The organism is Aurantimonas marina (assembly GCF_017183135.1).
GTDB lineage: Bacteria > Pseudomonadota > Alphaproteobacteria > Rhizobiales > Rhizobiaceae > Aurantimonas > Aurantimonas marina.
Map to the genome: position 1 here is coordinate 58728 of NZ_JADDXW010000013.1, position 24569 is coordinate 83296.

The window sequence follows — 24569 nt, forward strand, 5'->3', positions numbered from 1 at the left end:
CCGGGATGCTCACCCCAGCGCCGCACGCACTAGGTCCGCTTCCATCGCCTCGGCGAAGACCTCGTCACGCGCTTCGCCCATGACGCTTTCGCGGCCGATCTCCAGCATGATCGGCACGGCCAGCGGCGAGACCTGGTCGAGATCCTTGTGGACGATGTGGTGCTTGATGCGGGCGAGCAAGTCGGAGACGCGTCTCACATCGAGAAGGCCGGTCGCCGCGTCGTCCCAGGTCGCCCGCATCAGGATGTGGTCGGGCTCGTGCGCGCGCAGCACGTCGTAGATGAGATCGGCCGAGACGGTCATCTGCCGTCCGGTCTTCTCCTGGCCGGGATGGCGCTTTTCGATCAGCCCGGAAATCACCGCGCATTGCCGGAAGGTGCGCTTGAGCAGCCAGGAATCGGCCATCCAGGCCTCCAGATCGTCGCCGAGCATGTCCTCGTCGAACAGCGCATCGAGCGGCAGCTTTCCGTCGGCGATCATCGCGCCGATGTCGCCCTTGCCCCAGATCGAGACCGCGTAGTCGGTGGCGACGAAGCCCAGCGGCTTGGCGCGTGCCCGCTCCAGTCGGCGCGTGAGCAACATGCCAAGGGTCTGGTGGGCAAGGCGCCCTTCGAAGGGGTAGAGCACCATGAAAAAGCGTTGGCCGTTCGGAAAGGTCTCGATCAACAGGTCGTTCGCTCCGGGAATGACGGACTTGCGCTGCTGGACTGCCAGCCATTGCGCCACCTGCTCGGGGAGGGCGCCCCAGCGGGCCGGGTCGGCGAGCATGGCGCGCACCTGTTCGGCCAGATAGGTGGTCAGCGGGAATTTCGATCCGGCGTAGGCGGGTATCCGGGCGTCCTCGGCGACGGTCTTCGAGACATAGCACTCGTTCTCGCGAATGCCCTCGAAGCGCAGCACCATGCCGGAGAAGGAGAAGGTGTCGCCGACGGCCAGACTCTCGACGAAGCCTTCCTCGATCTTGCCGAGAACCGGGCCACCGCGGCCGGTCGCGCTCCGCGTCTTGCGCCGGATCAGCCGGACGGCCAGCATTGGCGCCTCGATGATCGTGCCGGCGTTCATCCGGTACTGCTGGGCGATGCGCGGATGGGTGATGCGCCAGGTGCCGTCCTCGGTCAGCTTGATCTTGGCGTAGCGCTCATAGACCTTGAGCGCGTAGCCGCCGGTGGCGACGAAATCGACGATCCGGTCGAATGTCTCGCGGTCGAGATCGCGATAGGGAGCGGCCGTCGTCACCTCGCCATAGAGGTCATCGGCGCGGAACGGCTCGGCGACGGCCATGCCGAGGACGTGCTGGGCGAGCACGTCGAGCGCGCCGTCCCTCAGTGGTGGGGTGTCCTGCGCGCCGAGATAATTGGCGTCGAGTGCCGCCTGGCATTCCATCACCTCGAAGCGGTTGGCCGGCACCAGGATCGCCTTGGAGGGCTCGTCCATGCGGTGGTTCGACCGGCCGATCCGCTGGGCAAGGCGGGACGCGCCCTTCGGCGCGCCGACATGGACGACGAGGTCGACGTCGCCCCAGTCGATGCCGAGGTCAAGCGTCGAGGTCGCAACGACGGCGCGCAGCCGGTTATCGGCCATCGCCGCCTCGACCTTGCGGCGCTGGCCGACGTCGAGCGAGCCGTGATGCAACGCGATCGGCAGCGTCTCGTCGTTGATCCGCCAGAGCTCCTGGAACAGCCGCTCGGCCTGGCTGCGGGTGTTGACGAACAACAGCGTCGTGCGATGCGCGCGGATCGCCTCGTAGACCTCTTTCATGGCGTAAGTCGCCCCATGCCCCTGCCAGGGCACGCGTTCCTCGGATTGGAGGATGGTGATGTCGGGCTTGGCACCGCCCTCGACCGTGATCAGGTCGGCCATCGGGGCGGCATCGGCCGGCTGCGCGACCAGCCAGCGGCGCAGTTCGTCGGGCTCGGCGACGGTCGCCGAGAGGCCGATGGTTTGGAGGTCCGGCCGAAGCCTTCTCAATCGCGCCAGCCCCAGCGACAGAAGATGGCCGCGCTTCGAGGTGACCAGCGAGTGCAACTCGTCGAAAATCACACAGCGCAGATCCGAGAAGAAACCGCGTGCGTCCTTGGCGGCGAGCAGCAGCGCGACTTGCTCCGGCGTGGTCAGGAGAATGTCCGGCGGTTTCAGTTTCTGGCGCTGGCGGCGCACCTGGGAGGTGTCGCCGGTTCGTGTTTCCAGCGAGACATCAAGGCTGATCTCCGCGACCGGGCGTTCGAGGTTGCGGCGGATATCGGTGGCGAGCGCCTTCAGCGGCGAGATGTAAAGCGTGTGGACGCCGCGTGGTCGGGTTCCTGGCTTCGGACGGTTGCGGCGATGAAGGTCGACCAGCGACGGCAGGAAGCCGGCGAGCGTCTTTCCGGCTCCGGTGGGCGCGATCAGCAGCACCGAAGCGCCGGCTTCGGCGCCGGCGAGGAGGTCGAGCTGGTGTGGCCGCGGCGACCAGCCGTTCTCCGCGAACCAGGCGAGGAACGGGGAGGGAAGCGCGGCCGCTCCGTCGATCCGCCTGCCATCCGAAAGTTTGCTCCTGGCTGTCATGATCCGGGTCGATTCCTCAGCTTCTGCCTTCACCGCCCTTTGCTGGTTCGGTTCCCGTCCTGCCATTGACGTCCCTGCGCCGACGGCCATTTGCGCCCTGCGCCCGTGTGATCATCAAGCCTTCTCCTATGAACGAGGACCCTTGCAATGCCAGCCTCCGATCCCGACAATTGTCTCGACTGCCTCGTCATCGGGGCTGGCCCGGCGGGTCTTGCGGCGGCGCTTTACCTGGCCCGCTTCAAACGGCGGTTTCTCGTCATTGACGCTGGCGAGCCACGGGCTGCCTGGATTCCCACAAGCCACAATATTCCCTTCTTCGAAAGAGGCATCAGCGGTCGCGAAATTCTTGCGCGCGAGCGCGCACACGCCTGCCATTACGGGGCCGAGATCGTCGAAGGCAAGGTAGTGCGCCTGGCGAAGCGAAGCGATGGAAGCTTCCATGCTTGGATCGAACCCACCGGCGCCGGCCAGGGCAAGTCCTTCGAAGTGGCGGCCCGGCACGTCTTGCTCGCCACCGGCGCCGATGACATCGAGCCGGATCTGCCCGACGTGCGTGATGCGGTGCGGCGGGGGCTCGTACGCTATTGTCCGATCTGCGACGGCTACGAAGCCCAGCACAAGGCGGTCGCCGTCATAGGCCATGGCGACCGTGGACTCGGCGAAGCTGCGTTCGTGGCGCGTACTTACTCGCGCGACGTGACATTGTTGACGCTCGGCGCGCCCATGGATCTCAACGGAGAGGAATGGGAGCTGGCCAAACGCTATGGCGTCAAGGTCGTGGAGGAGCCGGTCGGCGAACTTCGCGTGGAAGGTGACCGGATTGCGGCGGTGCGGTTGCAAAGCGGCGCCGAGCACCGCTTCGACGTCATCTATTCCGCATTGGGGCTGAAGCTGCGATCCGACCTGGCCGTGACGCTCGGGGCCAAGCATGACGAGGCGGGCGCGCTCATCGTCGACGAACACAATCGCACAAGTGTCGACGGGTTATATGCCGCCGGGGCCGTCGTGCGAGGACTCGACCAGATCGTGGTCGCCATGGGACACGCGGCTGTCGCCGCCACCGATATACACAACCACTGCGCTCTGCCGACCTAGGATGAACCGGACTAAGTGCGACACCGCGACGGGCCCGGTAGAAGCTTCGCATACTTCTTTGGTCCATGCCGTCGGGCAAGGGCGCGCTAAAGATGGCGCTTTTTCGCTAGCAGAGCCAGGGCGATGCCGCCGAGAACGAACGTCGCCGCCAGCATAAAATGCAGTGTCAGCGCCTCGGCGAGAAACAAGACGCCGCCGATCGCCGCGATCACCGGCACCGACAGCTGCACGATGGAAGCGCGCGTTGCGGTGAGGCCGGGCAGCGCCCGATACCAGACGATATAACCAAGCCCCGAGGTGATGGCGCCGGATGCGAGGGCGATGAGGATGCCGATGGCTGTCATGCCGCTCTGGAAGACTGAGAGCACGATCAGCGGGATCGCCAGCGGCACGGTACGGATGAAGTTGCCGGCGGTCTCGCCCATCGGGTCCGTCGCCGCGCGGCCCCTGAGCGAATAAACGCCCCAGGCGATGCCGGAGGCGATCATCAACAGCGTTCCGAGGAGGGCGGGTGTCACCAGCGCCGGCGCGATCCAGTACACGAAGGCAGCAAAGGCGATGGTGAGGCCGGCGATTTCGGCGAGGCTGGGCCTCTCGCCCCGGATGAGCCCCCAGGCAATCATCGTCGCCTGGACGGAGGCAAACAGCACCAGCGCGCCGACCGCCGCGCCGAGTTGCAGATAGGCGTAGGAGAACGCCACGGCATAGACGAACAGCGCCAGCGCCGAGGGCCAGCCGCCGGGTAGGCGGACGGATGACGCGGTCTTGCGGTTGGCGTTGATGAGCAGCAACGCCAGCACCGCCGCGCCGGACGCGAGCCGGATCCCCGTGTAGCCGGCGGCATCGATGGCGCCGTCGCCGAGCGCCATCCGCGCGAGGATCGAATTGCCGGCGAAGGCGACCATCGCCAATGTCGTCAGCCAAAACGTCGAGGACATGGGCCGCCTGCCAAATCGGGGATACCGGAGGGCACTATCGGCGCGAAATCGTCATCGGCGTCAAATGGCGTTTCGTTGATCCGTACTTTCTCCCACGCAACCCGGCGCTATCTGAGGGCGACAATGAAGCCTGACGATCTCCTCCGCCCGACGCCCGAGGGGCTCTACTGTCCGCCCGGCGATTTTTACATCGACCCCCTGCGGCCGGTGGATCGCGCGCTCGTAACCCACGGCCATGCCGACCACGCTCGGCCCGGCAACCGAACCGTGCTGGCGACACGGCAGACGCTCGACATCATGGCGCTGCGGTATGGCGAGGATTTCGCGGCCGAACGACAGACCGCCGCGCTCGGCGAGACGATCCGCATCGGCGATGTTTCCGTCAGCTTTCACCCGGCCGGTCATGTACTGGGCTCGGCGCAGATCGCGGTCACGCACATGAACCTGAGGATCATCGCTTCGGGCGACTACAAGCGTCGGCCGGACCCCACATGCACGGGCTTCGAGCCGATCGCCTGCGACGTGTTCATCACCGAGGCGACCTTCGCGCTGCCGGTCTTCCGCCACCCCGACACCGGCGACGAGGTCGCCAAGCTCCTGAAATCGGTCAACCAGTTCCCCGAGCGGGCGCACCTCGTCGGCGCCTACGCCCTCGGCAAGGCGCAACGCGTCATCAGGCATCTGCGCGAGGCCGGCTACGACGCCCCCATCTATATCCATGGCGCGTTGACCAAACTCTGCGATTATTACCAGAGCGAGGGCGTCGACCTTGGCGATTTGCGGCCGGCGACGGTCCAAGGCGGCACAAAAGACGATTTCGCCGGCGCCATCATCGTCGGGCCGCCCTCGGCCTTCGCCGACAAATGGGCGCGGCGGTTTCCCGATCCGGTGTCGTGCTTTGCCAGTGGCTGGATGCGGGTGCGCCAGCGTGCCCGCCAGCGTGGCGTCGAACTGCCTTTGATCATCTCGGACCATTGCGACTGGGACGAACTGACTGAGACGGTTGACGAGATCGCGCCGACTGAGGTCTGGGTGACCCATGGGCGTGAGGAGGCGCTGGTGCGCTGGTGCGAGTTGCGGCAGTTGTCCGCCCGGCCGCTGCATCTGGTCGGCTACGAGGACGAGGCGGAGTAGCGAGACCTCAAGGCGCCGGGCTCGAGTCTTGGTGGCGTTTTATCCGCCGCGGATGGTGAATGCGGGAACGCATCGGTGTATCGTCACGTTTGCCAATGAGACAGTCCCGGAAACGCAGGATGGAGTTCCATGACCCAGGTTCACTACGAGGTTGTCCGGCATGACGGCGGCTGGGCCTACAAGGTCCAGGACGTGCTCTCCGAGACCTTCCCGACCCACGACCGGGCGCTCTTTGCCGCCCGGAGCGCAGCGGCGCGGCAGCGCGCGGCGGGCGAGACCATCGGAATCCGCTACGAGGACGCCGACGGCAACTGGCATGACGAAATAGCCCGGGGCGATGACCGCCCGGAGACCGACGTGGAGGACAGCGCGGGAATGCGGTGACCGTTCGGAGTTGAGGCTGCCGCTGCGGTTCCGTGACGCATTGCGCGACGGCGGTGACCGTTATCCTTCCCAGGCTCCACGCCTGCGGCGCGCTTTGTTGTCCTACGTACCCGGTCATTGGGCGAGGATGGAAAGCCAGCCATGCATTCGCGGAGGAACGCAGTGGGACCTATCAGGTTTGAGGCGTAGCAGCGTTCGGATATCCGAACCTCTGTGATCGTCGTGATCGATGAATTGGGGTGGTGAGATGAGCAAACATTCAGGTAATATGGTCGATGGCACGATCGACCTCGACGGTGTCGAATTCCAGCGTGGCAAGGGGGGCGAGACGCATCAGACCGCAGGCGGAGACGTGCCGGTCTTGACAACACAGGGCGGTGTACCGGTCGCCGACGATCAGAATTCTCTGCGCGCGGGCCTGCGCGGACCCACACTGATCGAGGACCAGCATTTCCGCGAAAAGATCTTCCACTTCGACCACGAGCGTATTCCCGAGCGGGTGGTTCACGCGCGCGGATTCGGGGTGCATGGAACCTTCGAGACCTACGAGTCGCTGTCCGACATCACGCGTGCCGACATCTTTCAGCGCGCTGGCGAGAAGACCGACATGTTCGTTCGGTTCTCGACCGTCGCCGGCAACAAGGGCTCGGCCGACCTAGCGCGAGACGTGCGCGGTTTCGCCTGCCGATTTTACACCAAGGAAGGCAACTGGGACATCGTCGGCAACAACATCCCCGTGTTCTTCATCCAGGATGCGATCAAGTTCCCCGATCTCATCCATGCCGCCAAGCAGGAACCGGACCGTGGCTTTCCACAGGCGCAGACCGCGCATGACAATTTCTGGGATTTCATTTCGCTTACGCCGGAATCGATCAACATGGCCCTGTGGATCATGTCCGACCGGGCCATTCCACGCTCCTTCCGGTTCATGGAAGGCTTCGGCGTCCACACCTTCAGGATGATCAACGCCGAGGGCAAGTCCACCTTCGTCAAGTTTCACTGGAAGCCCAAGCAGGGCCTGCAGTCGGTCGTCTGGAACGAGGCGCTCAAACTGAATGGCGCGGACCCCGATTTCCATCGTCGCGATCTTTGGGACGCGATCCAAATGGGCGATTTTCCTGAGTGGGAACTCGGGCTGCAGCTCTTCGACGAGAGTTTCGCCGAAAGCTTCGATTTCGATGTTCTGGATGCGACCAAGATCATCCCCGAGGAGGAGGTGCCGATCCGCATCGTCGGCAAGATGACGCTTAACCGTTGTGTCGATAATTTCTTCCAGGAAACCGAACAGGTTGCGTTTCAGACTGGCAATGTCGTTCCTGGCATCGACTTCACCAACGATCCGTTGCTGCAGGGACGCAACTTCTCCTATCTCGACACCCAACTGAAACGGCTGGGCGGACCCAACTTCACCCACATTCCGGTGAATGCGCCGCGCTGCCCGTTCCACCATTTCCAGCAGGACGGCCACATGGCCATGCACAACCCGAAGGGGCGGGCCAATTACGAGCCGAATTCTTGGGGCGGCGAAATGGGTGGGCCACGCGAGTCGCCGGAAAAAGGCTTTCCAACTTATCCCGAAGAAATCGCGGGCGAAAAGCGCCGTGTGCGCTCCGAAACCTTCGCCGACCATTACAGTCAGGCACGCCAGTTCTATCTGTCTCAGACCCAGACCGAGCAGAAACATATCTCCGACGCTTTCACCTTCGAGCTGTCGAAAGTCGAAACCCCAGCTATCCGCTCGCGCGTCGTCTCCCACCTTCTTAATGTGGACGATGACCTTGCCCAAAGCGTCGGCGACGGTCTGCGCCTGAAGGAGATGCCGCAGCCCGCCAATGCCGCAAGACCGACCAGGATGGATCTCAAGACATCACCGAAGCTGTCCATCCTGCTCAACGGGCCGGAAAGCTTCAAGGGGCGTAAGCTGGGCGTGCTGGTCACGGACGGGGTCGACGCGGAGCTCTTCCAGGGGCTGAAAACGGCGGTAGAGGCCGAGGGCGCGATGATCGAGGTGGTCGCCCCCATGGTCGGCGGCGTAAAAGCAAGCGACGGCAGCTGGATCGAGGCCAAGCAGAAGGTAGATGGCGGCCCCTCGTTGCTCTATGACGCAGTCGCGGTGCTGACCAGCAAGGATGGTGCCGATTTGCTGTCCAAGGTCGCGCCGGCCAAGGACTTCGTCACCGACGCGTTCGCCCATTGCAAGTTCATTGCCTATTCGCCGGATGCCATGGCCCTGTTCGAAAAGGCCGGCATCGCTTCGGATCTGGACGATGGCTGCGTCGAGCTGGGTTCCGCTAACGACGCTCAAGGCTTCATTGCGACCTGCCGCGCGCTACGCCATTGGGAGCGCGAACCTAAAGTAAAGGCCGCGTAAGGAACGCCCACCCCGGCTTGTCGGCACTTGCGCTGCTACGCAGCGATCACCCTCGGCGCGCCGCTGGTCGGCTTGCCGGGGGCTTGGCGCGAAGCGACTAGTGCCGCCTTTCAACGCCGTAAGGCCACACTTTCGGTCCGCTCGGCGTGACCAAACCCGCCACAATCAAAAACACGGAACGAGCCTCCAAGGGAGTGCCGCCTCAACCCAAGATTTCACGCCCTTCGTCATGACCATAGGGCAACCGGCTTGTGGTTCGTCGCTCGCCCGGTCACACTCTCTCCTGTCGCTCAGCAGACGGGAGAGTTGTTGGCATGTGGTCCTGTCGAACGGTTCTGACATCGACGCTGGTGGGCCTGCAGGTCGCCGCGCTGCTGGCCGTACTGGCCCTGACCTATTTCGCATCGCAAAACGTGCTTCTGTCCTATGCGGAGCAGTTGACGGAACGGGTCGCGCAGGACACGACGACCTTCACCGAGAACTTCCTCGACCCGGCCGACGATGCCGCCGAACTCTCGCAGCGGCTGGCTGAAAGGGCGGTGGTCAGCACGGACAACCCGGCGATTCTCACTCGCTACTTCTACGAGGTCCTGCGATCCCGCGCCGACTTTGCGGGAATCTTCTATGGCGCGGCCGACGGCTCCTTCATCTACGTCAACCGCGACGATACCGTCGACGGGGCCGCCTTCCGCACCAAGCTGATCGATACGGAGCCGACCCGGTCCGTGCGGCTGGAATATTTTGACGCGGAATTCAGCCCGGTCACGCGGCGCGAGGACGATGCCGACCCCTACGATCCGCGAACCCGCCCCTGGTACGTGAAGGCGCTGGAGAGGCGGACGGTGATCTGGACCGAACCGTACATATTCTTTTCTTCCCGGCGTCCGGGCATCACCGTGGCCACTCCCGTGTTCGACGAGGAGAGCGAGAACATTCGCGGGGCTGTCGGTATCGACATCGAGATCGGCGCGCTGTCGCAATTTCTGGATGGTCTGGAAGTCGGTGAGAACGGTTCGGCGGCGATCGTCTCGCAATCCGGCGACGTGATCGCGCATCGCGAGGCGTCGGCCGTTCTCGCGTTGGATGGTGAGGGCGGGCAGCGCTTCGCCAAGGTGGCCGAGATCGGCGATCCGGCGCTGGTTCAAGCCGTCTTCAGCCTGCCGGGCGGGCTGGAGAGCGTGACGCCGGGGGAGACGCGGCTCACGCGATTTCAGGCCTTGGGCGAGAGCTGGCGCGGCGCGGTGCGGCGGCTTGCCGGGTCGCGCACGCCATGGGTCGTCGTCACCTATCTGCCGGAAAGCGACATACTGGGGCCGCTCCAGCGGGTTCGCAACATAGGGCTCGTGGTCGTCGCGATCGTGGCTGTGATGACGGCGATTTTCAGTGCACTTCTGGCGCGTGCCCTGACCAAACCGATCAAGGCTCTGGCCGCACAGGCGAGCCATATTTCCAAGGGCGAATTCGACGATACGCCGCTACCATCGATGCGGATGAAGGAGCTCGACGAAACGGGCCAGGCGATGCGCCGCGCGACGAGTTGGCTGCGTGACTACAGGCGCGAGAACGAGACGCTGACAGGACAGCTGCGCGAGGCCGGCCGCGTTCTCGAGCGGCGCGTGGAAGAGCGAACCGAGCAACTGGCCCACGCCAATCGCGAATTGGAGGAGGCGAACCGCAACACCAGCATGCTGGCGCATGAACTGGACCATCGGGTCAAGAACCTGTTCGCGATCACCTCCTCGCTCGTCTCGCTGGCCGCGAGCCATGCAACCACGCCGCAGGAGGTGGCCGACGAAGCGCGCGGACGCATCAATGCGCTGGCCCGCGCCCACTCCGACACGCAAGGCGCTACGGAGACGCGGCTGGCGTCGATCGTCAAAAGCGTGCTCGAACCCTATGCTGGGACCGATGACTTCCGGATCAATATCGCCGGCGAGCCCCTGACGGTCTCAAGATCCAACGTCACGCCAATCGGCCTGATCCTTTACGAACTGGCCACCAACGCCGCGAAATACGGCGCTCTCGGCCATCCGGGCGGCCAAGTGGACGTCACCTGGGAATGCTCGGCGAGCGGCGTCGTTACGCTGGTATGGTCCGAACGGTCGACCGCGCCCGCCGGCGATGGGGGCCAGTCCGAGACGGAACCGAGTGGGTTCGGCTCGATCATGCTGGAGGCCATGGCACACCGGCTCGACGCGACGGTCGAGCGTGCCATGACGTCCACTGGCCTGCGGGTGACCTTGACCATGAAGGAGCTGGAGGAATACCACGACGCACCGCACCGCGCACCCGCGCCAGATCCGTTGCAATCCGCAACGCGGCCGGCGAATCGGAGCAAGCGTTCAGCGGAGAGCGGCTGAGGTCTCGTCCCCGCGCGAGCGGTCCCCCAGCACATAACCGACCAGATGATTGGCGTAATAGGCGTAGCCTTCGATCGAGGCGTGGAACCCGTCGCGGGAAAAGCCCGCCGGCTCGACCCGGGGAAGCGACGTCGAGGCGATGGCGCCGCGCTCGACGCACAGCCGCGCGCCCATGCGGCGGATAATCCGGGCGCGCAGTTCTAGCACATGGGCGAGGCCGCGCGGCAGCGCCGGCACGCGCTTGAGGTCGACTGGCGGCGACCAGACGATGCGCGCCTCCGGCCATTTGGCCTTGAGCGCGTAGAGGAGGCCCCCGAAGCCCTTCTTGAACTTGCGGGCGCCATGAAAATTCTTGGCGTCGTTGGTGCCGATCATCAGGACAATATGGGTGAAGGCCTCGCGCGCCAGATTGGGCACGACATGGTCGCGCACCTCGGCCGAAACGGCGGAGTTGGAGCCCGCCGTCCGCCAGAACACCGAAAGACCGGTCAGCGCGTAGAGCCGCTCGGCGAGCTTCGGGGCGAGACTGTCCTCGATATTGGTGACGCCGATGCCGGCCGCCGAACTGTCGCCGATGACCAGCAGCCTGATCCTCGCGTCGCGGATCGCCTCGGTGCCGAAAAGGCCAAAGACGCCGCCGTCCGGCGGCGGCATACGCTCGATCCGCCGGCGAGCGGCAATGCCCTGCCAGACATAGACCGGGAACATCAGCCAGGAGAGGAATGCGGTTTGGAATGACACGGAAGGTCGGCTCCGCTGATCCTTGTTGGGGGCGCCGGAGAAGATATGGCCGCGCGCCGCGTCTGGCGACCCCTGATCGCCCCGATTTTCCAATCAGGCCTTGAGAATTTCGACGCCGGGTAGCGGCTTGCCCTCCATCCATTCCAGAAAAGCCCCGCCTGCCGTCGAGACATAGGTAAAATCCTCGGCGACGCCGGCCTGGTTGAGCGCGGCGACCGTATCGCCGCCACCGGCGACGGAGGTGAGCTTTCCCGCCTTGGTCCGTTCCGCCGCATGGTGGGCCGCGGCCATGGTCGCCGTGTCGAAGGGCGGGATTTCGAAGGCGCCGAGCGGGCCGTTCCAGACCAGCGTCTTCGCCTTGTCGAGCCAGGCGGTTATCACCTTCACCGTCTCCGGACCGGCATCGAGGATCATCGCGTCGGCCGGCACGTCGTCGACCCGGACGGCCTCACTGTCGGCGCCCGCCTTGAACTCGCGGGCGACGACCGCGTCGACGGGCAGCACGATCTCGCAGCCGGCGTCTTTCGCCGTCGCCATGATCGCCCGAGCCGTGTCGGCCAGATCGTGCTCGCACAGGGACTTGCCGACGTCCTTGCCTTGCGCGGCAAGGAAAGTGTTGGCCATGCCGCCGCCGATAACCAGCGCGTCGACACGTTGGACGAGGTTCGAGAGGAGGTCGATCTTGGTCGAGACCTTGGCGCCGCCGACGACCGCGAGGACCGGCCGGGCGGGATCGCCGAGGCCCTGTTCCAGCGCTTCCAGCTCGGCCTGCATGGTTCGGCCGGCATAGGACGGCAGATGCCGGGCGAGGCCCTCGGTCGAGGCGTGCGCACGATGCGCGGCGGAGAATGCATCGTTGACGTAAATGTCACCGAGCGAGGCGAGGCGGTTGACGAAGTCCTCGTCATTGGCTTCCTCGCCCGCATGAAAACGGGTGTTTTCCAGAAGCACGACGTCGCCGTCCTTGAGTCCGGCGACGATGCCGGCGGCAACCGGCCCGACGCAATCGTCGGAAAAGCCGACCGGCATGTCGAGCATCTCGGCCAAAACGGGCGCCAGGGGCTCGAGCGACATCTCGGGGTTCGGCTTGCCCTTCGGCCGGCTGAAATGGGCCAGCAGGACGACACGGCCGCCCTTGTCGGAGATTTCGCGGATCGACGGCAGGATGCGGCTGATGCGGGTCCGGTCGGAGACCTTGCCGTCCCGCATCGGCACGTTGAGATCGACCCGGAGAAGCACGCGCTTGCCCGCGACGTCGGCGTCGTCGAGCGTCTTGAACTGGGTGGACATCAGTGTCTCCTCTCCGACGGCCTTGGGCCCTACAGCCGCGGCTGCGCGATGCCGGTCCCTTTTATGGTTGAGACCGCACCCGGGGCAAGCGGTCGAGCTGTTTCGCGAGCCTAAGCTTTTCTTACGGCTGAAGAACCCGAAGCGCGCCGACGAGCGCTTGCCAATAGGGCACCGTCCGGCTCGCGCGGAGCGGCAACCACCGCGGCTCAACTTGCGTCGTCGCTCGCGCCGCGTCGTCTCAGTCGGCGTGCCAGCGCCAAAAGGTCGTTCAGGTTGAGGAACAGGGGGAATTGGCCGCTGCGGTCGCCCTTTGGCTCGAGCGACAGGCCGGCGTCGACGACGATGCCATCCGTACCGGTTTCGCGCACGATCAACTCGATCGGCCGGACCGTGACCCGGTCGCCATATTCGGCCCGCCCGCCGAGGCGCCCAATCATCATGTCCGAGATCGACACTTCCTTCTCGGCTTCGGTCAGATCCGCGTCATAGGCCGTGACGAGTCTGCTGGCGGGCGCGGCCGGGTCGACGGAGAACTCGCCGAAGAACTCGGCGTCGTCAGGGCTGAGACGAGCGGGGCTGGCGAACAACCGGTCGAGCAGCGGAGGATAGCGCGGCGAAATGAACAGATAGACGTAATCGTGGGCGCGCAGGCGCCCCGCATACTGATAGCCCATCGACCGGCCATCGCGGATGACGAGAGAGGGACGTGCCCAGCGGGGCACACGTTCTCCCCGGGCTACAGGACTGTCGGGCACGACGCGATAGGACAGCAGTTCGTGGTCGGCTGTACCCGGCAACTCCAATTCGACCTTTTCGATCGGGCCGATCCGTGGCGGTACGACAAGGCCGAGCCGCCGGGCGACCATGCCGAGGGTCCAGCCCTGTACGAGCAGCGATGCCAGGACGATGATGAAGGCCGTATTGAAGAACAGCCGTGCGTCGTCGAGCCCGCCGATTAAAGGGACGATGGCCAAGAGAATGGATACCGCGCCCCGCAAGCCGACCCAGGACACGAAGGCACCCTCGCGGCGTTTGAAGTCGAACGGCAGCAGACAGAGCCAGACCGCTATAGGCCGCGCGACAAAAATGAGAAACGCGGCCAGCGCGATCGCCGGAAGGAGAATATCGCCGAACTGCGAGGGTGTCGCCAGCAGTCCGAGGATCAGGAACATCACGATCTGGGCGAGCCAGGTCAACCCGTCCTGGAAGCGCTTCAGACTGGCCGCCGTACGCAAGCCGCTGTTGCCGGCATAGAGCCCGGCGACGTAGACCGCGAGAAAGCCGGAGCCATCGAGCGCACCGGTGACGGCGAAGATCAGCATGGCCAAGGCGAGGGTGAAGATCGGCAGCAGCCCGCGATCGATCCTGAGTCGCGTTATCAGCGTCCGGATCATCCAGCCGCCCGCAAAGCCGAAGACGAGACCGAGCCCCATCTGCCGCCCGAAGCCGGCAAGAACCTCGATGCCCAGTCCCTCCAGTCCGCCGCCTCCGCTGGCAAGAAGCTCAACCAGCGCAATGGTCAAAAAGATTGCCATCGGGTCGTTGGTTCCCGACTCGATCTCCAGCAGCGAACGCACCCGCTCGCGGATGTTCACGCCGCCGACGCGAAGCAGGAAGAACACCGCAGCCGCATCCGTCGATCCCACGATCGCCCCCAAAAGCAGCCCTTCGACGATCGGCAGGCCGAGAAGCCAGGAGGCGGCAAAGCCAAAGAGCACCGCCGTGAGAAGAACCCCGAAGGTCGCGAGTGTGATCGCCGGCAGCGCCGCCTGCCGGAAGGATTGCAGCGAGGTGCCGAAGCCGGAATCGAACAGGATGACCGCCAGCGCCAGCGTGCCGACGAAATACGCGAGGCTGGCATTGTCGAAGTCGATGCCGAGACCGTCGACGCCCGCCAACAGGCCGATCGACAGGAATAGGAGAAGGAGGGGTGCGCCGAAGCGGAATGCGAGAAGGCTCGAAAAGGCGGCCAGCAGGATGAGCGCGGTGCCGACGAGGATAATAAGGTAGAGCGATTCGAGCATCGGTCGGAACGGGCATTTCGGAATAGGGCAGCCCCCCGTCAGCGCTCGCCGCCGCGGGGAGACTGCATGTTATAAGACATCGTGCCCTTGGCCGGGATAGAGACCACCCGAGAAGGTTGCGCCGCCTCTCTGTCTTCTCTCCAAAAGCCCCCAGCGGCACCTACGCTCGGCGTCTCCCCCTGAAGTCCAAATGGGTATGGCCTAAACCGACTGGCTGCGGACGGAGCCTTCGTATGCTGCTCGCGCCGATCATGCGAGCAGGGCTGCCAACCCTCGGCAGCCGACTTTTCCGATTCGCGGATGCGCCGGGGCTAAACCGGTCCGCTCCGACGTCGATCGCATGCAACGCAATTACCCCGCCTTGGCAAGGGCGACGGCGGTGTCCGACATGCGGTTGGAGAAGCCCCACTCGTTGTCGTACCAGGACAGGATGCGCACGAAGGTGCCGTCCAGGACCTTGGTCTGGTCCATGTGGAAGACCGAGGAGTGGCTGTCGTGGTTGAAGTCGATGGAAACCAGCGGTTCGTCGGTATAGCCGAGAATGCCCTTCAGCTTGCCGTCGGCGGCCGCCTTGATCGCCGCGTTGATTTCCTCGACCGAGGTCTCGCGCTTGGCGATGAAGTTGAGATCGACGACGGAAACATTCGGGGTCGGCACGCGGATGGCGACTCCGTCCAGCTTGCCGTTCAGCTCCGGCAGCACCAGGCCGACGGCCTTGGCGGCGCCCGTCGAGGTCGGGATCATCGACATGGCTGCGGCGCGGCCGCGGTAGAGATCCTTGTGCATCGTGTCGAGCGTCGGCTGGTCGCCGGTATAGGAGTGGATCGTCGTCATGAAGCCCTTTTCGATGCCGACGAGCTCATTCAGGACGTAGGCGACGGGTGACAGGCAGTTGGTCGTGCACGATGCGTTGGAGACGACGAGGTCGTCCTTGGTCAGCGTGTCGTGGTTGACGCCGTAAACGATGGTCTTGTCGGCGCCGGTCGCGGGAGCGGAGACGAGCACCCGCTTGGCGCCGGCTTCCAGATGCAGGGACGCCTTGTCCTTGGCGGTGAAGATGCCGGTGCATTCCATGGCGACGTCGACGTCGAGTTCGCCCCAGGGCAGGTCCTTGGGGTCGCGGATCGCGGTGACCTTGATCGATTTGCCGCCATCGATGCTGATGGTGTCGCCGGCGACGGTCACCTTGGCCGGGAAACGGCCATGGACGGAATCATAGCGCAGGAGATGGGCGTTGGTCTCGACCGGACCCAGGTCGTTGATGCCGACCACCTCGATGTCGGTCCGTCCGGATTCGACGATCGCCCGCAACACATTGCGGCCGATGCGGCCGAAGCCATTGATTGCAACGCGAACTGTCATTGATCCGTCTCCTTCGATGGCGCGCCCTGCCGGCAAATGTCGCGGGGGTATCGCGGTCGCCTTGGGCTGTACAGAAGCAGGCGGTCCGGATCAATATTCGGCTTGCTCAGCTTTTTTAACGCACACGCTGAATTTCGGCGTCGCGGGGGCCTCCGAACGGGACCGCGACGTCGCTCACAGGATCAGTCCGTGTCGGTATGGGTCGTTTCGGCGCTGCTGCCTTGCTGCAATTCGCGCCGCGCCGCGACCGCGGCAACGACGGCTTCCGCGGTGATGCCGAAATGCTCGTAGAGATCGGCGGCGCGGCCGCTGGCGCCGAAGCCGGTCATGCCGATAAAGATTCCGTCGCGGCCGATGAAGCGGTCCCAAGCTTGGCGGATTCCGGCCTCGATCGCGATATTGACGGTATCGTGGTCGAGGATCGCGGCTCGGTATTCCCGGCTTTGCTGCTCGAACAGCTCGAAGCATGGCACCGAAACGACCCGGGTATGCACGCCGTCCCGCTCAAGGCGCGTGCGCGCCTCCAGGGCGATCTGAACCTCAGACCCGGTGGCATAGATCGTTACCTCCGCCTCGCCCGAGGCCGGGCTGATCTCATAGGCGCCGCGGGCGCTGCGGTTCTCGTCGTGCTTGTCGAGCCGCAAAGCCGGAAGGTCCTGGCGGCTGAGGGCCAGCACCGACGGCGCGTGCCGCGATTCAAGAGCCAGCTGCCAGCATTCCACCGTCTCGACGGCATCGGCCGGACGGAACACCTGCATCACCGGCATCGCCCGCAGCGAGGCAAGATGCTCGACCGGCTGGTGCGTCGGCCCATCCTCGCCGAGGCCGATCGAATCATGCGTCATCACATAGATCACCCGCTGGCCCATCAGGGCCGACAGGCGCATCGCGCCGCGGCAATAGTCGGAGAACACCAGAAACGTACCCGAATAGGGGATGACGCCGCCATGCAGCGCCAGGCCATTCATTACCGCGGCCATGGCGTGTTCGCGGATACCGTAATGGACGAAGCGGCCGGAATAGTCGCCGGGGACGATGTCCGGAGTCTGGCTGGTGCGGGTGTTGTTGGAGCCGGTCAGATCGGCCGAGCCGCCGATTGTCTCCATCACCACGCCGTTGATGATCTCGAGCGCCATTTCCGAAGCCTTGCGGGTGGCGACGGTGGGTCGCTCCTCGTTCAGCGTGCGCTTGTAGCGCTGAATGGCCTGGACGAAACCGCTCGGCAGATCGCCGCGCATCCGCCGCTCGAAATCGCCCCGAATCTCGGCGTCGATCTCGGCGAAGCGTTTTTGCCATTCCTTGCGGCGCGTGCTGGAGCGCAGCCCGGAGATCCGCCACTGGTCGCGGATCTCGGCGGGAACCTCGAATGGCTCATGGTCCCAGCCGAGCGCCTTGCGGGTTGCTGCGAGTTCCTTCGACCCGAGAGCCGATCCATGCACCTTGGCGGTTCCCGCCTTGGTCGGTGCGCCATAGCCGATCGTGGTCTTGCAAGCGACCAGGGTCGGCCGGTCGCTTGCCTTGGCCGCTTCGATCGCTGCGGCGATCGCATCGGGGTCGTGGCCGTTGCATCTGAGCGTGTTCCAGCCGCTCGCCGCGAAGCGCGCCGCCTGATCGGTCGAGTCTGTTAGCGATACCTCGCCGTCGATGGTGATGCCATTGTCATCCCACAAGACGATGAGCTTGTTCAGTTCGAGATGGCCGGCGAGCGCGAGCGCTTCCTGGCTGATGCCCTCCATCAGGCAGCCATCGCCAACGAGCACATAGGTGTAGTGGTCGACGATCCCGTTGCCGTAGCGCGCGTTCATGATGCGCTCGGCGAGCGCCATGCCGACGGCGTTGCCGAGACCCTGGCCGAGCGGTCCGGTTGTGGTCTCGATTCCGGCCGCATGGCCGAATTCGGGGTGTCCTGCGGTCCTGGCGCCGAGCTGGCGGAAGTTCTTGATCTCATCAATGTCGATGTCGTCGTATCCGAGCAGATACAGGAGGCTGTAGAGCAGCATCGAGCCATGCCCGGCCGACAGCACGAAACGGTCGCGGTCGGCCCAGTCGGGATCGCGCGGGTCGAAGGTCAGGAAGCGGGTGAACAGTACAGTGGCAATGTCGGCGGCGCCCATGGGAAGGCCCGGATGACCAGACCCGGCGGCCTCGACGGCGTCGGCCGACAGGAACCGGATGGCGTTGGCCATCTGGCGATGCAGGTCGGGTGTTGTCATCAAGGACGCTCCGATTGACGGCCTGACGGCCATGACGCGCGGCAGTCATCACATGGCTATGCTACTGTCAACAAACGAAGACCGCATCCTGGCGCGACGGAACGGGGGGATCGCGCCACCACACCGCTTTTCATGATCAGCCCGAAACGCTAGACCATTAAAGGCCATGCGCGCATTCGCGGAAGGTATATGTCAAACTGGGCTTTGCCCGCAGGTTGGTGTCAGGGGGACGACGCGATGTCGTCGAAAGATCCGTTCGAGGCGGCGCGCTTGCGTCTTCGGACCGCGATGGAGCGGCTGGAACATGCCGTCGAGAAGCGGGAGGAGCGGGAATCTTCCCTGCGGGGCGGCGAAGCCGAGATTCAGCGCATGACGGCCGATCGCGGCCGACTGGCACGCGAACTGGATGCGGCGTTGGCGAGGGGCGAACGGCTTGATCGCGCCAACCGTGAGGTCTCGCAGCGACTCGTCGACGCCATGGAGCGGGTCCGTGGCGTGCTCGAACGCCACAAGTAAGCACAGCGGAGAGAGGTCGAATGCCCCAGATCGTCGTCACTATCGACGAAAAGACCTATCGCATGGCCTGCGGCGAGGGGGAGGAGGCTCACCTGACCGTTCTCGCGGCGGAGGTCGATGGCCGGATCGCCGAGCTCAGGAAAAGTTTCGGACAGATAGGCGATCTCCGTCTGATGGTCATGGCGGCCATCATGGGTTCGGACGAATTGTTCGAGGCCCGGCAACGGATCCGCGAGCTCGAGAACATAATTGCCGAACATTCCGTCCGTTCTGAGGAGTTCGACGGCGCGCGCCATGCGGAGCGCACCCATTTCGTCGATAGCCTTAACGAGACGGCGGAAGCACTGGAGCGGCTCGGCGCACGGCTTGAGGACCGGTAGGTCAATCGATACGGACCGGCGACACCTTGCCGCAGGCATCGCTGCGGGGGCTGAGCGTTGTTGCGGCGCGAAGCGGCCCTAGTTTCGCTCCCATGAGCACCGTCCATTCGCCCGCCTCCATCGCTTCCATCCGTCGGAAAAGCCGCTTCCGGCATGCCGTTGTCGCCTCGCTGTTGGTACCGCTCGCCGCGTTTGTCCTTTCCGGCTGCGCAGCCGTGCTTAATGCTGCGACCAGCGGCGACGGCTACAGTGTTGTTGACGACATCCGCTACATGCCAGGCGAGCGCGGCACCTACGATCTCTATATCCCGGCGACGGTATCGCCAAAAACGCCGGTTGTCGTCTTCCTCTATGGCGGTGGCTGGGATTCGGGATCCAAGGATATGTACCTGTTTGTCGGTCAGTCGCTGGCAAGCGAGGGGGTCATCGTCGCCATTCCCGACTATCGCCATTATCCGCAGGTGCGATTCCCCGGCTTCATCGAGGACGCCGCCAAGGCGACGGCGCGAATCGCCAGGACCGTGCGCGGCGGCGCCTACGCCATGCCGGGCGGTCCGCACCCGCTGTTCCTGATGGGTCATTCGGCCGGCGCCGAGATCGCTGGCCTGCTGGCGACGGACGAGACCTGGCTGGCGCAGGAAAGGCTATCCTCGCAAAGCCTCGCGGGCTTTATCGGCCTTGCCGGTCCGTATGATTTTCTGCCGCTGACGGAGGAGCGCTACAAGGCGATCTTTCCGGAAGAGCAGCGCGCCGCGAGCCAGCCGATCAACTTCATCGACGGCGGGGAATCGCCGATGCTTTTGATCGCGGGCGAAGACGATACGACTGTCAGTCCGAAGAACACCCGCTCGCTGGCCGCGAAAATGCGCGCGTCGGGCGGTTCGGTGACCGAAACGATCTATCCGGACGTCGATCATTTAGGGGCGATCACCGCCTTCGCGACCGCCATCCCGCTCAATGACACCGCAATCCGCGACCAGACGCTGGACTTCATCCGGAAGAACGCGCGGTGAACGCGCTGGCGAACTACGGCCCCCGGCAACTTCCGGGGACGCAACCGCTCGAGGGACATGGCGTCAGGGTGGAGCCGATCGTCGACGCCCGTCATTTCGACGCGCTGTTCGCGGCCTTTTCCAAAGACCGCAAGAGCGAGATCTTCGATCATCTGCCCTACGGGCCATTTGCCGACCAAGCGGCGTTCCACCGTTGGGCCGAAGCGACCTATCTCGCCGACAACATCCGGTTTCACGCGATCCTGCCGTCGGCCGCAGGCCGGGCGGAAGGGGTCGCTGCGCTGATGCGAACGGATACGGCGAACGGCGTAACCGAGATCGGTCACATCTGTCTCTCACCGTCGCTGCAGCGCAGCCGCGCAGCGAGCGAAGCGTTCTATCTGATCATGAAACGGGTATTCGACGAACTGGGCTACCGTCGCCTCGAATGGAAGTGCGACGATCGCAACCAGCCATCGAAACGGGCCGCCGAGCGTTTGGGTTTCGTACATGAAGGGCTGTTTCGCCAGCACATGATCGTCAAGGGCCGCAATCGCGATACCGCCTGGTATGCGATCATCGACCAGGACTGGCCGAGGGTCAGATCGGGTTTCGAGGCCTGGCTGGCGCCGGACAATTTCGACGCTGCGGGTCGCCAGCGGCGCGGACTGACCGAGATGCGCGAGAGCCTCGCAAAAGCCGACTTGACTTAGAGCGCGCTCGAAGCGGTAGCCTTGCAAACATCGTGACGAGACACGGATAGGCATGAAGATCGGTGAACTGGCAAAGCGCTCTGGCCTGACGGCTCATACGATCCGCTACTACGAGTGGATCGGATTGCTCCCCTATGCTGACCGGGATTCTTCGAGGCAGCGAGACTACGACGCGTCGATCTTGACGTGGCTCGAGTTCCTCGCGCGCCTGAAGGCAACTGGAATGCCGATCAGAGAGATGCTGCGATACGCCGCACTTCGGGAACAGGGCGCAATAACCGAGGCCGAACGCAGCGAATTGCTCGAACGGCATCGCATAAACGTTCGCGGGCAGATCGCCGAACTGCGGAACAGTCTTCTCGTCCTCGATGCCAAGATCACCGGCTATGCCGGATCCAAGCAGAGGAAGAAAAATCGTGATTCAGAATCAAACCACCCACGAAAGCAGGCTTGAACGAGGCCGGCGCGCGCTCGCCGAGATCGATGGGGAGGCCGGCGAGAAAGTGGTGTCGTCGTTAGCCGATATCGCGCCCGATTTTGCTCGTTATCTGATCGAATTTCCGTTTGGCGACATCTATTCCAGGCCCGGTCTCGACATTCGCAGTCGCGAGATCGCGACCATTGCCGCCCTAACTGCGATGGGGACGGCCGCGCGGCAATTGAAGGTTCACATAGAAGCCGGATTGAATGTCGGTCTGTCCCGAGACGAAATCACTGAAATCATCATGCAGATGGCGGTCTATGCCGGTTTTCCGGCGGCACTCAACGGATTGTTCGCTGCCAAGGACGTTTTCTCCGTCCGAGACGATGCGGATAAAGAGCGGGCGTGAGGGGCCATCGGTCGTCGGCAACTTATCCTCTGGCGGGGACGATGGTCACCAGGGCGTCGGACGGGTAGATCGACTCGAACAAGACGCCGTCGCCTGGCATGAAACGCATCAGGGTCCGGCCTTCGCTGTCGGCCATCTCGAGCGTTCCGTCGCGCGACGAGCGCCATTGCGAGACGCTTTGCAGGGTGGGCGAGCCGGCGCAATCCGGGCCGACCGGAGCGTCGGCAAAGCCGACCTTGAGGTTCGGCCGCGCCGCTATCTTGCAGGTCGCGCCGCTACGCAGGTCGATCAGACGCACGGCGTTCAGTCGAGGGGTGTCGGACACGGCGCTCGACACCGGCGCAGTAGCGGCCAGCATCGTCACGCCAGCGACCGGCTCCGTCGCCGTAACCGGTGCGCCCTGCAGGCCGGCGACGAAAACGGAAGCGGCAATTCCGGCCCCAAAGGCCGTCGCGGCAAAGTTCATATCGGTTCCCTCACGAGATTGTCGAGGGACCAATATGCTCCCTATAACCTTAAGCGAAGGTTGACGCGGGGCGAGAGCGTTAGCGAAGCGTTCAGTTCCGGCGCGGGAGGATGCCTGCCTTAACCGATTCCGCAACGGGTGAAGCCGGCGTCTGTCCCTGGAACCAGTTGGTCAGGTTGCGGACGACGAGATCGCCCATCGCCCCCCGCGTATGGCGCGACGCGGAACCGACATGCGGCAGCAGCACCGTATTGGGCAGTGCGATCAGCCGGGAGGGTACGTGCGGCTCTTTCTCGAAGACGTCGAGGCCGGCAGCACGGATCGTTCCGTTTTCGAGAGCCTCGATCAGCGCCGGCTCGTCGATAGTCGTGCCCCGGCCGATATTGACGACGACGCCGTCGGGCCCGAGCGCCTTCAAGACCTTGGCGTCGACGGCCCGCTCTGTGGCCGCGCCGCCGGGCGCCGCGATGATCAGCGTATCGACCGAGCCGGCGAGGCTTTCCAGGCTCGGATGGTAACGATAGGCGACATCGGCGCGCTCCGAGCGGTTGTGATATTCGATCGGCACGCCGAAGGCCTCGAGGCGCCGGGCGATGGCAAGACCGATGCGTCCGAGACCCATGATGCCGGCGGTGCGCCCGCGCAGCGTCATCGGCGTCAGCGGGTAATTTCCCTGGCTTTCCCACCGGCCCTCGCGCAGGTGCTTTTCCGCCGCGTAGAGTTCGCGCACGGTCATCAGGAGAATGGCGAGCGTGGTGTCGGCGACTTCGTCGGTCAGTACGTCGGGTGTGTTGGTGACCATGACGCCCTTGGATGTCGCGTGCTTCACATCGACGCCGTCGTAGCCGACGCCGAAATTGGCGACGATCTCGAGATTGGGCAGCGCGTCCATCATGTCGGCCGGCACCGCTCCCATCAGCGCGATCCCGCGCACGGCGTCGCGACGTTCCTGGCTCAGCTTCGACACATCGCGATCGGGAACATGCTCGACATCGAACGTCCTCTTCAGCGTGTCGAACGTATCGGGGTTCAGCTTGCCGGGGACGAGGATGGTTACGGAGGATAGGTCGGACATAAGGGCTCCCTTGGAAAAGTGTGGATCGAAGAATTGCGACGGGTTAGTCGGGCCAGGCGAATTCGCTGGACTGTCTGATCTTGAGTTCCGGGGTGATGAGGATGGTCTCCTCGTTTGCCGGCTGGCCCTGGAGGCGGTCGAGCAGGGCGCCAGCCGCCCGCCGTCCGACCTCGCTCTGGCCGTTCGCGACGGTGGTCAGCGAGGGTGTCGCGATCGCCGCCTCGTCGATGTCGTCATAACCGATCACCGCGATGTCGACGCCCGGCCGAAGCCCCGCGCGGGACAACCCATACATGACGCCGAGCGCGACGAGATCGGAAAAGCAGACGATCGCGGTGGGCCGGTTCTCGATGGCGAGAAAAGCGGATACGGAATCGAAGCCGGAATGGCGGTCGCGCGGACCTTTGATGCGCCATGCGCCGCGAAATTCGATGCCGCCGCGAGCCAGCGCGGCCAGATAGCCGGCCTCCCGGTCGCGCCCGGTAGAGGTCATCGCCGTGCCGCCGATCATCGCGATCGACCGGTGTCCGCGCCCGATCAGATGATCGACGGCGAGCCCCATGCCGTAGGAATCGTCCCCGCGAAAGCCACAGACGCCAGAGCCCTCGATCGTGCGGGCGATCAGCGTCACGGGCAATTCGTTTTCCTCGGCCAGGTGGATGTCGCTGGCCGGGGTGCCGATGGCCGGTGACAGAATCAGCCCATCGGCACCAAGCTGCAGCATGGTATCCACGAAGGATCGCTGCTTGGCCAGTTCGTCGTGATGGTTGCACAGGATGAAGGTCTGGCGGCGCCGGTCGAGCTCATCCTCGACGGATTTCAGGATCTCACCGAAGAACGGATTCATGATGTCGTGGACGCAGACCCCGAGAATGCCGGATTTCGACGTGCGCAGCGAGGCCGCGCGCCGGTTGTAGATGTAGCCGAGATCGCGCGCCGACTGCTTGATGCGTTCGCGCGTGACCTCCGCGACCAGAGGGCTGTCGCGCAGGGCCAGCGATACGGTTGCGGTCGAAAGACCCAGCGAATCCGCGATCGTCGACAGTTTGACCTTCTGCGCCACCTAGGACCGCTCCCCCCATTTCCACCGATGCTCCGACGATCTATGGCAAACACCGGCGGCCGCGCAAAGCCCTGTCGT

General features: G+C 64.5%; 21 protein-coding genes. 11 read left to right on the plus strand and 10 right to left on the minus strand.

Features of this window, described 5'->3' with window-relative positions:
* Positions 1 to 9 precede the first annotated feature (9 nt).
* A complete protein-coding gene (locus ING15_RS14640) occupies positions 10 to 2544 on the minus strand; it encodes a ligase-associated DNA damage response DEXH box helicase (protein WP_206455575.1) in 2535 nt (844 codons plus the stop codon).
* 147 nt (positions 2545 to 2691) lie between these two features.
* Between ING15_RS14640 and ING15_RS14645 the strand changes: the two genes are divergently transcribed.
* Positions 2692 to 3639: an NAD(P)/FAD-dependent oxidoreductase gene (locus ING15_RS14645; RefSeq protein ID WP_206455576.1), complete on the plus strand. Its 948-nt coding sequence runs from the start codon at positions 2692 to 2694 to the stop codon at positions 3637 to 3639.
* Between the two features lie 86 nt (positions 3640 to 3725).
* Here the strand turns inward: ING15_RS14645 and ING15_RS14650 are convergent, their stop codons facing one another.
* On the minus strand, positions 3726 to 4577 hold the full coding sequence (locus ING15_RS14650; RefSeq protein WP_206455577.1) for a DMT family transporter: 852 nt from the start codon (positions 4575 to 4577) through the stop codon (positions 3726 to 3728).
* Between the two features lie 123 nt (positions 4578 to 4700).
* Here ING15_RS14650 and ING15_RS14655 point away from each other — a divergent pair, with 123 nt between their 5' ends.
* The 4 genes from ING15_RS14655 to ING15_RS14670 all read left to right on the plus strand — a co-directional run bounded on the left by ING15_RS14655 (position 4701) and on the right by ING15_RS14670 (position 10826).
* Complete coding sequence (locus tag ING15_RS14655; RefSeq protein ID WP_206455635.1) at positions 4701 to 5711, plus strand: ligase-associated DNA damage response exonuclease; 1011 nt, start codon at positions 4701 to 4703, stop codon at positions 5709 to 5711.
* 129 nt (positions 5712 to 5840) lie between these two features.
* A complete protein-coding gene (locus tag ING15_RS14660; RefSeq protein WP_206455578.1) occupies positions 5841 to 6095 on the plus strand; it encodes a DUF2188 domain-containing protein in 255 nt (84 codons plus the stop codon).
* 268 nt (positions 6096 to 6363) lie between these two features.
* Positions 6364 to 8466 (plus strand): catalase, encoded by a 2103-nt coding sequence (gene katE / locus ING15_RS14665; protein ID WP_232845787.1) that lies wholly within the window; start codon positions 6364 to 6366, stop codon positions 8464 to 8466.
* 314 nt (positions 8467 to 8780) lie between these two features.
* Positions 8781 to 10826 carry a cache domain-containing protein gene (locus ING15_RS14670; protein WP_206455580.1) on the plus strand — a complete coding sequence of 682 codons (2046 nt, stop codon included), beginning with the start codon at positions 8781 to 8783 and terminating at the stop codon, positions 10824 to 10826.
* On the opposite strand, the gene ING15_RS14675 is transcribed toward ING15_RS14670, so the two are convergent.
* The 5 genes from ING15_RS14675 to tkt all read right to left on the minus strand — a co-directional run bounded on the left by ING15_RS14675 (position 10809) and on the right by tkt (position 18456).
* Positions 10809 to 11534, minus strand: coding sequence for an SGNH/GDSL hydrolase family protein (locus tag ING15_RS14675; protein WP_206455636.1), 726 nt, complete (start codon positions 11532 to 11534; stop codon positions 10809 to 10811). The genes ING15_RS14670 and ING15_RS14675 overlap by 18 nt on opposite strands.
* A 126-nt stretch (positions 11535 to 11660) precedes the next feature.
* The gene (locus tag ING15_RS14680) at positions 11661 to 12857 is read right to left on the minus strand and encodes a phosphoglycerate kinase (protein WP_206455581.1); all 1197 of its coding nucleotides are present in this window, start codon (positions 12855 to 12857) and stop codon (positions 11661 to 11663) included.
* A 206-nt stretch (positions 12858 to 13063) separates the two neighbouring features.
* A complete protein-coding gene (locus ING15_RS14685) occupies positions 13064 to 14881 on the minus strand; it encodes a potassium/proton antiporter (protein ID WP_206455582.1) in 1818 nt (605 codons plus the stop codon).
* 351 nt (positions 14882 to 15232) lie between these two features.
* Complete coding sequence (gene gap, locus ING15_RS14690) at positions 15233 to 16243, minus strand: type I glyceraldehyde-3-phosphate dehydrogenase (RefSeq protein ID WP_206455583.1); 1011 nt, start codon at positions 16241 to 16243, stop codon at positions 15233 to 15235.
* Between the two features lie 182 nt (positions 16244 to 16425).
* Positions 16426 to 18456, minus strand: coding sequence for a transketolase (gene tkt, locus ING15_RS14695; RefSeq protein ID WP_206455584.1), 2031 nt, complete (start codon positions 18454 to 18456; stop codon positions 16426 to 16428).
* Positions 18457 to 18693: 237 nt separating this feature from the next.
* Between tkt and ING15_RS14700 the strand changes: the two genes are divergently transcribed.
* The 6 genes from ING15_RS14700 (at position 18694) to ING15_RS14725 (ending at position 21887) form a co-directional block, all read left to right on the plus strand.
* Positions 18694 to 18972 carry a DUF4164 domain-containing protein gene (locus ING15_RS14700; protein ID WP_206455585.1) on the plus strand — a complete coding sequence of 93 codons (279 nt, stop codon included), beginning with the start codon at positions 18694 to 18696 and terminating at the stop codon, positions 18970 to 18972.
* 20 nt (positions 18973 to 18992) lie between these two features.
* Complete coding sequence (locus ING15_RS14705) at positions 18993 to 19352, plus strand: cell division protein ZapA (RefSeq protein ID WP_206455586.1); 360 nt, start codon at positions 18993 to 18995, stop codon at positions 19350 to 19352.
* 92 nt (positions 19353 to 19444) lie between these two features.
* On the plus strand, positions 19445 to 20365 hold the full coding sequence (locus ING15_RS14710) for an alpha/beta hydrolase (RefSeq protein ID WP_206455587.1): 921 nt from the start codon (positions 19445 to 19447) through the stop codon (positions 20363 to 20365).
* The gene (locus tag ING15_RS14715; RefSeq protein ID WP_206455588.1) at positions 20362 to 21057 is read left to right on the plus strand and encodes a GNAT family N-acetyltransferase; all 696 of its coding nucleotides are present in this window, start codon (positions 20362 to 20364) and stop codon (positions 21055 to 21057) included. Before ING15_RS14710 ends, ING15_RS14715 begins: the two co-directional genes overlap by 4 nt.
* 52 nt (positions 21058 to 21109) lie before the next feature.
* The gene (locus ING15_RS14720; protein WP_206455589.1) at positions 21110 to 21511 is read left to right on the plus strand and encodes a MerR family transcriptional regulator; all 402 of its coding nucleotides are present in this window, start codon (positions 21110 to 21112) and stop codon (positions 21509 to 21511) included.
* Positions 21444 to 21887: a carboxymuconolactone decarboxylase family protein gene (locus ING15_RS14725; protein ID WP_206455590.1), complete on the plus strand. Its 444-nt coding sequence runs from the start codon at positions 21444 to 21446 to the stop codon at positions 21885 to 21887. The genes ING15_RS14720 and ING15_RS14725 overlap by 68 nt, the downstream gene beginning before the upstream one ends.
* 22 nt (positions 21888 to 21909) lie before the next feature.
* Here the strand turns inward: ING15_RS14725 and ING15_RS14730 are convergent, their stop codons facing one another.
* From ING15_RS14730 to ING15_RS14740, 3 genes are all read right to left on the minus strand, one after another.
* Positions 21910 to 22353 (minus strand): hypothetical protein, encoded by a 444-nt coding sequence (locus ING15_RS14730; RefSeq protein WP_206455591.1) that lies wholly within the window; start codon positions 22351 to 22353, stop codon positions 21910 to 21912.
* 91 nt (positions 22354 to 22444) lie between these two features.
* Complete coding sequence (locus ING15_RS14735; RefSeq protein WP_206455592.1) at positions 22445 to 23428, minus strand: 2-hydroxyacid dehydrogenase; 984 nt, start codon at positions 23426 to 23428, stop codon at positions 22445 to 22447.
* Between the two features lie 43 nt (positions 23429 to 23471).
* Entirely contained in the window at positions 23472 to 24491 is a 1020-nt protein-coding gene (locus ING15_RS14740; RefSeq protein ID WP_206455593.1) for a LacI family DNA-binding transcriptional regulator, read from the minus strand.
* Positions 24492 to 24569: the final 78 nt, after the last annotated feature.